Annotated in this window: 4 protein-coding genes; all 4 read left to right on the top strand. The window is 61.3% G+C overall.

Going from position 1 to position 2,431, the window contains the following annotated elements:
* A partial coding sequence (locus tag VHD36_14775) for a rhomboid family intramembrane serine protease (protein HVU88582.1) occupies nucleotides 1-316 on the top strand: 316 nt, incomplete at its 5' end.
* Nucleotides 317-464: 148 nt separating this feature from the next.
* Nucleotides 465-1,040, top strand: coding sequence for a hypothetical protein (locus tag VHD36_14770; protein ID HVU88581.1), 576 nt, complete (start codon nucleotides 465-467; stop codon nucleotides 1,038-1,040).
* Nucleotides 1,041-1,187: 147 nt separating this feature from the next.
* Complete coding sequence (locus VHD36_14765) at nucleotides 1,188-1,772, top strand: peptidylprolyl isomerase (GenBank protein ID HVU88580.1); 585 nt, start codon at nucleotides 1,188-1,190, stop codon at nucleotides 1,770-1,772.
* A 329-nt stretch (nucleotides 1,773-2,101) separates the two neighbouring features.
* Nucleotides 2,102-2,431: hypothetical protein (locus VHD36_14760; GenBank protein ID HVU88579.1), on the top strand; the 330-nt coding region annotated here is incomplete at its 3' end.

Raw genomic sequence — 2,431 nt, 5'->3', positions numbered from 1 at the left:
AGCCAACGCCTACATGCCCAGTCTGGGAGCGTCGGGGGCGATCTCGGGCGTGATGGGCGCGTATCTCGTGCTATATCCCACACGCCGCGTGCAAGTCATCATGATGCGCGTGATGACAGTCATTCCCGGCTATGTCGCGGTCGGGCTGTGGTTTCTCTTTCAGTTGATTAGCGGGCTGGGACTGCTCGGCGGCGCGGCCGAAGGGGGCGTGGCTTACGCGGCACATATCGGCGGATTCATTGCCGGCGCTGCGCTTGCCAGGCCGTTCACCGTGGGGCGAGCCGGCCCGCCACCGCCCGAGCGACGCGCCTACTGAGCGACTGAAACGCCAGTAGGCCCGGCAGACTGGGCGATTTGCGGCGTGATGCTGGCGGCACGCCAAGCCGGTCGCGATTGACCCGTAGGTCGCCCGCGAACTACCATCCCGCTCCCATGTCTGGCCCCCCCGTTTCGGGAAGCGACTCGTGGTGCCGTCTCCTTACACGCTCAAACGTCTTGCGCTGCACTTGGTCGCCGCCGCGGCCTTCATGCCGGGCTGCGCTGCGGTGAAGGCGACGCAACAGCCTGGCAAAAAGGATTTGTCGGTGCTCTCCAAGGGCATGGCGCGAACGCACGTGATCGCCGAGCTGGGCGCGCCGGTCTGGAGCGACGAGCGCGACGGCGACATTGTCGACGTTTTTGCTTTCAAGCAGGGGTACACGAAGGGAGTCAAGGCAGGCCGCGCGCTTATCCATGGCGCCGCGGATGTGGCGACCTTTGGATTGTGGGAGGTCGTTGGCATCCCGGCCGAATCGCTGGCCGACGGCACCGACGTGCGCGTCGAGGTTCACTACGATAATCGTCAGGTCGTGCGTTCGGTGGAAGTGATCAAGGGAGACAAGGTTTTCGAGCAGCCGAAGCTCGCGGCCTGGTGGCAGCGGCAGCGCGCCGCGAAAGCCCATCGCGGCGCCACGGCAGAGCAACCTGACGACGACGTCGCGGTTTCGGATGCCGCCGTGAACGTGGCCGACGTCGCCGACGAGGAAGGTCGTCGACGCTAGCGTCGCGCGTTTGTGCTGTCGCGCATTTCATCTTGCGGCGTCTCGCACGCGTCGGCACAATGCTGCCCGAGATTTTGGGGTGCGGTCGTGGCGGCCGACGCACACCGGCTCGATTCCTCTCTTGGCACCTCTTGCGTGGAGATAGCCATGAACTGGCATTTGTCATTCGCGGCGCTCGTCGTTCTGACGCTAGGCGGTGGAACGTACGTCTCGGCCCAACAACGTCCGCAGCCGCGGCCGCTGCCTGTGGTTTTCTTCGATATCGCGGCCGATGGTCGCAAGCTGGGGCGGATCGTGATCGAATTGCGTCCTGACATCGTCCCCAAGACGGCTGAGAACTTTCGCGCCCTTTGCACGGGCGAGCGCGGCTATGGCTACAAGATGTCGAAGTTTCATCGCGTGATCCCCGGCTTCATGTGCCAGGGGGGTGATATTACCAACGGCGACGGCACGGGCGGCAAATCGATCTACGGCGAAAAGTTCCCCGACGAGAACTTTACACTGAAGCACGCCGGGCCCGGCATTCTCAGCATGGCCAATTCCGGCCCGAACACGAACAACTCGCAGTTCTTCATCTGCACCGAACGCACACCGTGGCTCGACAGCAAGCACGTCGTGTTCGGCCGTGTGGTCGCGGGCATGGAAGTAGTGCGGATGATCGAGGGGCTAGGCTCCGAGAGCGGGGAGACGTCGGCCCGCATCTATATCGAGAATTGCGGGCAGTTGCAGTAATTGCCGCGCAGTGGAGAGTCCAGTTGTCGCCACGGTGACGGCCGTCACTAGCGCCACGAGAATCGATTCGGCAGGCGTTGGATTTTTGTAGAAATGCCTTTGCGGCATTACTATGATACGGAGCAATCCTGGGCTCTCTTCGGCTGACACGGCTTTTCGCTAATGCAAGCGACTCTTTGAACCCGACGCTCGTCGACGTTTGATTCGTCGACACTCTTATTGGTCGACGCCGTTGATACTGTTCGCTCGTGTCGAGTCATGCTGCTCATAACGCAGGCTTGCTACGCGCTTTTGCAAAGGATCGTTTCTTATTCCGGGGGCGAAGGTTGATGTTGCAGATTTCTACGGTACGCGCATTACCTGTAATTCGCATTCTTCTCGCCGCGTTGGCTGTGCTGTTGCCGGCTCGTTCGGCATTGGCCGTGAAATTGATCGCGATGAGCGTCGCGACGCATGCCACTAATTTGGTGATTCCGGCTGGTGAACAGATCGTCACGTTCGGCATTCAGATCTCCGCCTCCGACTTGGCCGGCGCGGGCACGAATCCCGTCTTGTCCGTACACAACCTGACGTTCGCCGGTAATGGCATCGTGCCGATTAACGGCGTCAATAACACCTCGAACCAGGTCGACGTCCAAAACATACAGACGAAATTCATC

The sequence above is a fragment of the Pirellulales bacterium genome, assembly GCA_035546535.1.
In the GTDB taxonomy this organism is placed as follows: domain Bacteria; phylum Planctomycetota; class Planctomycetia; order Pirellulales; family JACPPG01; genus JACPPG01.
This window is presented reverse-complemented; position numbering and strand designations above follow the sequence as displayed.